The sequence below is a fragment of the Acidocella aquatica genome, from assembly GCF_030160635.1.
Classification (GTDB): domain Bacteria; phylum Pseudomonadota; class Alphaproteobacteria; order Acetobacterales; family Acetobacteraceae; genus Acidocella; species Acidocella aquatica.
In genome coordinates this window covers 1-8006 of sequence record NZ_BSOS01000029.1, presented here as the reverse complement: position 1 = coordinate 8006, position 8006 = coordinate 1, and the positions used below count along the sequence as shown (strand labels likewise).

5 protein-coding genes and 3 pseudogenes are annotated in these 8006 nt (G+C 53.5%); 3 read left to right on the top strand and 5 right to left on the bottom strand.

Annotation, left to right across the window (positions count from 1 at the left end; all coding sequences use genetic code 11):
• Window positions 1–157 precede the first annotated feature (157 nt).
• A pseudogene (locus tag QQJ84_RS06585) lies at window positions 158–411 on the bottom strand (IS110 family transposase); the annotation flags it as partial.
• Window positions 412–546: 135 nt separating this feature from the next.
• Here QQJ84_RS06585 and QQJ84_RS06580 point away from each other — a divergent pair.
• A pseudogene (locus tag QQJ84_RS06580) lies at window positions 547–1137 on the top strand (transposase); the annotation flags it as partial.
• 293 nt (window positions 1138–1430) lie between these two features.
• Here QQJ84_RS06580 and QQJ84_RS06575 read toward each other — a convergent pair.
• Together QQJ84_RS06575 and QQJ84_RS06570 are read right to left on the bottom strand one after the other, a co-directional pair.
• Complete coding sequence (locus QQJ84_RS06575) at window positions 1431–2816, bottom strand: DUF1329 domain-containing protein (RefSeq protein ID WP_284257334.1); 1386 nt, start codon at window positions 2814–2816, stop codon at window positions 1431–1433.
• A 197-nt stretch (window positions 2817–3013) separates the two neighbouring features.
• Entirely contained in the window at window positions 3014–4735 is a 1722-nt protein-coding gene (locus QQJ84_RS06570; protein WP_284257333.1) for a DUF1302 domain-containing protein, read from the bottom strand.
• A gap of 563 nt (window positions 4736–5298) precedes the next feature.
• On the opposite strand from QQJ84_RS06570, the pseudogene QQJ84_RS06565 reads away from it, so the two are divergent.
• Window positions 5299–5867 (top strand): annotated as a pseudogene (locus QQJ84_RS06565) (IS701 family transposase); the annotation flags it as partial.
• Window positions 5868–5908: 41 nt separating this feature from the next.
• Here the strand turns inward: QQJ84_RS06565 and QQJ84_RS06560 are convergent.
• The gene (locus QQJ84_RS06560) at window positions 5909–6427 is read right to left on the bottom strand and encodes a cupin domain-containing protein (RefSeq protein ID WP_284257332.1); all 519 of its coding nucleotides are present in this window, start codon (window positions 6425–6427) and stop codon (window positions 5909–5911) included.
• A 46-nt stretch (window positions 6428–6473) separates the two neighbouring features.
• Window positions 6474–7253, bottom strand: a complete 780-nt coding sequence (locus QQJ84_RS06555) for a phytanoyl-CoA dioxygenase family protein (RefSeq protein WP_284257331.1) — start codon at window positions 7251–7253, stop codon at window positions 6474–6476.
• A 361-nt stretch (window positions 7254–7614) separates the two neighbouring features.
• Between QQJ84_RS06555 and QQJ84_RS06550 the strand changes: the two genes are divergently transcribed.
• Window positions 7615–7884, top strand: a complete 270-nt coding sequence (locus tag QQJ84_RS06550; RefSeq protein WP_284257329.1) for a hypothetical protein — start codon at window positions 7615–7617, stop codon at window positions 7882–7884.
• Window positions 7885–8006: the final 122 nt, after the last annotated feature.

The window sequence follows — 8006 nt, the reverse complement described above, 5'->3', positions numbered from 1 at the left end:
CCTGGAAGCGCAATGCCAGCGTGATCGCCTGGCTAGACACGCTCTGAAATAATGCGGAGGAACATTGACAAGAACGGCGAAAATCCGCCGATCAGGCCGCGCTCCTCCGCATTATGGGGACCTCGTGATTAGTCAAGTTATGGCGAGGTGAGCATAACTTGACGTAGGGTTTGACGTAGGCTGGCGGCATCATCTTCACCGTATGCCCTAATGCAGCGATCTCGCGAGCCCAGTAATGCGCTGATCCACATGCCTCCAGGCCAACCAGGCACGCCGGAATTTTTTTGAAAAACGTCAAGACATCCGAACGGCGTAGCTGCCGGCGAACAACCACGCGGCCATCTGCTGCCACCCCATGAACCTGGAAAACATTCTTCGCCAGATCCAACCCATCGTCACAATCTCATCCATGGCTATGCCCTCCTATATTGACGGTCCTACATCTTACCGCAGATCTCCGCCGGTAAACGTCAGAAAGAGGGGGCGTTCCACACCATCAACATTGGAAGCGAAAAGGGGGTCACGGTTGGAAGCGATTTGACAGCCGACCGGCGCCCGATCTCCGCGGAGCTAATGCTGACCGGGAAAAAATGGAAAAAGATCACCTAGCGTCAGGGTACGAAAGGTGACCTGACATGCCGCTTTGCCGCTTGCCGTGTTCGGGTGGCCGACGGCCATAAGCATCAGATGCTCGATAATCGTGTACAGTGCATGCCGGGCTCGGAGGTGTGGCTCGTCGGCGAGCGGCGTTTGACAGGCGAGCAAAAATATTATGTGTCGAACCTGCCGGCCGATACCCCCATCAAAACGCTGGCCGCCGCGATCAAGGCCAGATGGGTCTGTGAGCAGGCGCACCAGCAACTCAAAGAGGAACTTGGCCTCGATCACTTCGAAGGCAGGTCCTGGATCGGGTTACATCGACATGCCCTGATGACAATGATCGCCTACGCCTTCCTCCAATCCCGCCGCCTCAAAGCCGCGGGACGGAAAAAAAGAATCGAGGGACCACCGCCGCAACCGACCATGCCCGCAATCAGAAACGCGATCCTCAATCTCTTGGCACAGCCTCCACCTCGACGATGCCCGCACTGTGACACGCCCCTGACAAAAAGAGATAATAAAAATATGCCAAAGTAGCGCTAATAGCGGAACCGCAGCGAATAGTCTTGCTTGCATAAACGATCACGATTGTTCGTTAGCCGCATTCTACGAAAGCCGGCGTAACAATCACGGGGAAAAATTACCCGCCTTCCAGCTAGTGCCAGAGTGTGGACTCCCAAAAACCGCCAAGCTTCAGGAAACTGCCTGACGATAATGCTCCGCTCATACTCGCTACGACACACGGGCACAAAAGTCCAGCTTATTGCTGTTCGAAACGAAGAGTTAATCAAAATCGACCAGACTTTGTTGAGTCTGGTCGATTTACGTACTTAGAATGACGAGGCGGCCGCCATCTGCTGCGGATCGAATAGGGAATCATCCACAGGCTTTATCAGCAGCTGGGCTACATGCGATCCGGTGGAAAGCGGACCGTTAATAGCATAGTCACCGCTGTTCAGGTCCCAGATAGCGCTCGCCACTTCTTGTATGCTCGGCATACTGGGTACGACCCCTAGGTATTGGTTATAGCCTTTGATGAGATTACCATTTGCATCATAGCCATCGCCCATTGCCCCGTACCAAGAATCCTCGTCGATGTAGAAGCGCCTGTGTGGTACCACGTTACGATAGCCCTCGTGCAGCGTCGCCTCAATCACATAAACCCGGTGTTTTTCCCAACGGACCATGTCCGGGTTCGGGAATTTCGGCAGGAGGAATTCCGATGCCTGAGTGAAATCCATGACATTACAATTGTACGGAATCAGCAGCTCCTGCTTACCAATCAGCTTCCAGTCAAACTGCTGCGGATCGCCGTAGAACATCGAGTTTTCATCGACATTGCTGATACCGTTGGTGGCGGCCTCAGGAGAATCATATTGTTCGTTTGGTGCCTTACGCACACGGGCCTCGCCATTCAACAGCGTCCACGTAATATCGGCCTTCTGCCTTGTATTGGAAGAGTGCCAGATCAGAATTTCTTGACCGTCTACGCTGCCTGGCATGATCGTGTCCGACCGAACTTTACTGTAGTATCCGTCAAAAGTTTCCAACGATCCGTTGGGATCGTAATACGGATATATTGAATAGCCAACAGTACCGTTGACGAGGATCTGCTGCCCATTAATAACGACGAAACTAGAAGTGAATATATCTTGAATCGAATATCCGCCAAAAACAGTGAGGTGATTCCATATTGCCTGCGCACCCGCCTTCAATGGGTCCGAAGTATCGAGGATGGGAAACGGCACACCGCCATAGGCATTCGTGAAACCATACCGGCCGCCTGCGGGGTCAAGCTGCGCCCTGGTAACGTTCTTTGCCATGTTATCATAAACATATTGTGGCGCCGCCGAGGTACGGTGTGTTTGATAGACCTTGAGGCTCCAGCCGAATTTCGTAATCTGCACCTGCGTCGCTGCAGACAACAGATGCGCATATTGCGCCATGTTGCTGGCATCCACCGTGTAGAGCGGCTGCTCACCGGTGAATACCTGCACCAGGGCGGGGGTATCGGGTCCCACGGGCGGGGCAACCAAACCACCGGTCCAGGCTGGGATGGAGCCGTCCGCATTGCCGGCGCGTTCCGCGCCGAAAGGCGTTAGCGTTGTTGTGAGCAGCGAGGGGTCCGGTGAAGCTGATTGGGCTTTGGCCGAGCGAAGCGCAGTTACGCTGGCAAGACTGGAACCGGCGAGCAAATTAAATTTACGTCTATTCATGTTGTTGTCCCTTATTCAATCGTTTCAATTGTAAAGCGGGTCATCTTGGCCTTCACGCAGCAGAACAAAGCAGGAAAATTAGTGTGGCAATCTACGAATATCTCTGCGTTTGCCGCAAGTTTTTGGAAACGGCGGACCTTCGTAGATTATTCTCTTGACTAAAACTCCCGTCTTGGCTCGGGCCTCAGATCCAGCTCTTAGAACGTATGCTGTAGGTTCAGTGACAGATAACCGCGGTCAGCCATCTGTGACGTGTTGAGGGTCACACCTGGGTTGATCGAGCCGAAATAACCAACGTAGCTGAGCGTTGCATCCCAAACCTGGCGATAGGTTGCTGAAACACCGGCTGAGTATGAACCCGTACCATGTTGCATCGAGCCATCCATCTGCGAGTTGCCTAGATAATTATAAGATATCGAGACAGGGAATGCCAGATTGAGGCTTGGCAGGACGTTCAAATACTGCGGATTAACCTGAATGTCGAACGCTGACGCGGCAGCGTTGCGGCCCGGTGCAAGCAAATCCTTGTGCCTGGTGACGTGGAACACATCTACATATTCGATTTCCGCTATAACTGTGACGCCGCCCGGATCATATTTCAACGCAGGTGAGCCATAAATCGCCGAGAGCAATTCCGTCGTCGTATCGCCGACTGAATAACCAGGGTCTGAGTTCGCATTGCCGGTATAGGTTGAGCCGAGGCCATTGAATGTGTAAACGGTTGTCCCGGTCGATACCAGTGGCTGGTGAGCGCGCACGCTGGCTTCAGCGGCCACGTTTGTCACGCCAATGGTCGTCGAAGCGCTGGCACCACCCAACCAGATGTCACGCCCATAGTATTCGCGATAACTACCCCCATTCGGAAGGGTCTGCGGATATCCCAGCGGCAGATGGGACGGCACCAGGTTGATGACCGTACTGACTTCCGGCGTTTTCGCGTCAAAACGCTCGCCGAATAGGCCGAGATCGTAATTGTCATATGTGGCCTGCAGGGACAAGCCAAACTGGCCGTTCTGCCGCTCTGGTGTCAACGGCTTGTCATTATGCAGATATGCGGTGCCAAGCGGGCCAAGCGGGATGATGATCCGGTATCCACCAGGTCCGACAACGTCGCTGGGGCTGAAATACGAGCCAACGCCCGGCAGGGAGTATGGCTCCCATTGATACTGGTAGTAGCCCTGAATCGTGTAGGTTTCGTCTGGCTGGTATGTGGCGACAATCTGCCCGACCGGCAGGAAAATTTGCTGGACTTGCGGGTTGACGAGGTTCTCAGCCGCGATGGAGTCGATCGGCGCCTGGCCACCGGAAATACCATTAACGCCATAAAACAGGGATTGTCCCCAGAATAATGTCTGCTGACCGGCCTTCAACGTAATGCGCTGACCGCCGCCGAAATCCCAACCATCATACACGAAGGCATCAAGCATGCGGCCGTTATGGCCATCGGCGATGCGCGTTTCCTTGGCAAAGTCGGTATTTTTTGCGACGACCGGATTGACCGTCGACGCCTGGTTGTTCTGGTTGGTTCCCAAATATACGGTGTTGATGAAATACTCCCCGGAGAAATGCATCCCGAATGAGTTATCTTTGATGTCTAATACAGGCAAAACACTAAAGGTGTTGCCGACGAGACCGTGCCGGAAATTAGCATCGCCATCATTGCCGTTGGCATTGGTGGCGCCCGAAACTAAAAGTTTCGACGGGCTCTGTACGCGATATTGCCCGCTATAGGAAGCGGTGATGTCGAGGTTAATCTCTAGGTTGTTGCCAACCGTCGAGCCATCGTACAGGTTCATAGCGTGGGCCGCAGGAGCCGCCGCCAGCATAGCCGGCAAACTCAGCCCCAGTGCAAGTAAACGCCGGAGCCCAGAATGGCCACTCCCGCTATTCTTTTGGGCAACTCTCGTTCCATAAATCATCACATTCTCCCATTTTTTCGCAGTTTTCGACCGTAAGCCGCAGAATTTTTTTATGAATTAAGACTACGTAGGTTCGCCTCTTTGGCCATCTGTAAAATTTGCAACTCCGTCGAAATTCTTATGCGATATAAACGGAAAGCGAATTCAACAACACGGTCAGCAATTATATTAAGGCTCAGAAGTCAGGATCTTAACCGGAACGAATAGCAAACTTCGGCCTTCACCTCTGCATAAGAAGGCGTTGGGCGCAACGATCTCGCGTCTTTCATAATTCAAATTCTCGGTACTTTCCCTTTGATTTAGCTGTTGCTTTTGTTTCTGCCGTACGCTTTTTCCCTTTTACTTGGTGCCAATCAACTTCGCGTATTGCAAGAAGACCGCCTCTCCTATCGCTGGGACGATCAAACTGACACTATGGGCGATGATTGCTCACACCCAGCGTCTGAAGCTGGCCGAAAATACTACAGTGATTCACATTAACAACATTACGTGCTAATATTTGCCACCTTGTGAGGGGCGAATGATGAGCTATAGCGTTGATTTACGTGAGCGTGTTGTCGGCTATGTGCGTGGAGGCGGCGGGCTGCCGGAAGCGGACGCTGGAGTTTTGGGCGCGATCACTGCGCGATGTGAAGGCGCGGATCCGGCCTTTGTTTACGCAGGAACGTATTGCATATCGGCGAACACGTTTCTCGATGGTTTGCTTGGCGATGAGCAGCGTAAGACCGGGTGGATGCGCGCCGGGGCGGCTGGTGATCACGGTGCCTGGCGACAGCAGGCGATCCTCGGCCAGGGCCGATGGAAAGCGGACGCGCTGCGCGATATTGTTCGCGATTACGTGGTCGAGACGTTCGCGGACATCGACGCTGTTTTGGTGATCGATGAAACCGGCTTCCTGAAGCAGGGTGTGGCATCGTGCGGGGTTGGCCGGCAATACACTGGTTCGGCGGGGAAGATCACGAACTGCCAGATCGGCGTGTTTGCCACCCACGAGTCGCGTCACGGCCATGCGTTCATCGATCGGGAATTATATCTGCCAAAAATCTAGACTGACGACCCCTTCCGTCTGGCCGCTGCGCATGTGCCGGAAGAAACAGGCTTTGCCACCAAACCGCAGTTGGCAGCGCGGATGCGCTTGATCGCCCATCCTCCCCCAAGAGCTACCCCCAAGACTCATGCGTTAACCGAAGGCGGCGTTGCGACCTTCCAGTCGTCGTGATTGGCCGCACAAGTAGTAGCTCCTTTGTCATAGAATACCGCCGACTTAGAGAGATTGACAAAATTGAATTTGGTTTCGTGGCGGAATTCCAGAACTTCGACGCCTTCCGGGCCGGGTCTATATGTGTAAGGTACGTTAGCCGGTACGAAGAAACTGTCGCGAGGGCCGAGTTCCTCAGTCCCGAGTCTCATCGTGCCCGCGATAATATAATAGAGGCAATCCGCGTCGTGACTGTGAAGTGTCAGCGGGTAGTCCTTCTTCATCCAGGCATGCGCAAGGCTGAAGCCGGGCAGGCAGACAAGAACCTTGACCTCTTCGCCATCCAGAATCCCGGCGGCACGCATCTTCTTAAATCCTTCGATCTGCACGTCAGTCATTGGAGCTACATTCATGACCCCCGCTTCCATCAGGGCGGAAGCATCCTTGGCCCGGAAAATCGCAAAGTTTTTATTCGTCTTGTTCGTCTCTGACATTTTTCTCTCCATCAAATATTGCTCTACCGGCAATCACGGGAAGGCATCAGCCCTCGGGAAGCAGCTTCGTCATCTCAACAGCAATCCGCGTATTCGCAAGCGGGATCAGACCAAAAAGCTCGCGTGCTCTCTCGCCCAGACCGTCCTGAATATCGGTTGGAAGGCAGGCATTCCAGTTCATCTCCTGGCGAATGAAGTCGCTGGAATAATAGGCAAACATCATACGCCGTTGCTCGTTTTTCGTCACGTTTTTTCCGGAACTGTGCCACAGCCGTCCATCCATGGCGATGAAGGAGCCCGCAGGGGCCTTGAATGCAAGGGTCTTGTTCATCGCGTCGGCCGGGACGTCCTCCGGCATCTGGTAGTGGTGACTGCCTGGCAGATAACGCGTGGCCCCATTCATTTCGTGAACATCATCGAGACACCAGATGACATCCATCGCGAACGTTTGTAACCATGGCGGGGACATCACAAGAGCCTGGTCAGTATGCAGCCTCATCGACCCCGAGCCCGGAAGCGCAACATTCGCTGAAAAATTCGAAATCAGAAAATACGGCCCAAGGAGCGCTTCGACTGCTTTCAAGGCATCAGTTCGCATCAGCAGGTCAATGAATACCGGATCAATCGCCGGCAAAACGTTGACCCGGATATTCGCATCATTTGGGTCAAGCATTGCAACGTAGGTTGACCCCCTCATCCGACGAGTGATTTCGATGCCGCGATCGAGCGCGTCGCGGATTCGCGCAAGCTGATCCGTTGAAAGTATTCCCGGGAAGATGCAAAAACCCTCGTCCGCGAATTGCCGTTCCATCTTAATCTGATCCACGACCGTATGCCTGTACTTCCGCTTGGTTCCGGACCATGCCTGGGGGGACGATCGTCATGCCGCATACATCCACCCTATTTTTCACTATAGCGTTTTCAGCCAATTTATGCAATTGGCCGAAAACGCTTGCGCGTACTACATACTAGGCCAAACCCGAAGTAATGGCGCATTACTGGGCGCCTAATCCATATCAATGTTTCAATTCCGATATCGGCTAGCCCAGCGGATTTGCATGCCGGGGGGAACAGGCACGTATGCGTGACCGAGGCTAGGCGAACAGCCGGATAAAAAGATATAACGCGGCCTAAAACCTGCTACCTTCGGCCGTTGAGGCCACGCTATCGAAGATGGAGAAAATCTGATGTCCCGAGGCAAAGCCGCAGCAGCCGGCGAGGCAACCAAGGCCAAGGCTAAGCTTGAAGGGCTGACAGAGGCATCCGTTTTTCTTAATGGTCCGATCGCCCGAACCCTGATCATTTTTTCACTGCCAATTCTTGCCAGCAATGTCCTACAATCACTCAATGCCTCGATCAATGCTGCCTGGATTGGGCAATTGCTCGGCACGCAGGCTCTTAGCGCAAGCGCGAACGCGAATTCCCTTCTGTTTTTGCTACTTAGTGTCCGTCCATAAACACGGTGTTTTTGGCGTCGACGGTGCCTTTGCGCGCAATTTGGATCGACTTCGATGGCTCTTATAGCGTCTCTTGTTGATGTTGGCTATAAATGGGTGGTTTGGCGGGAGGAAGTGACCAT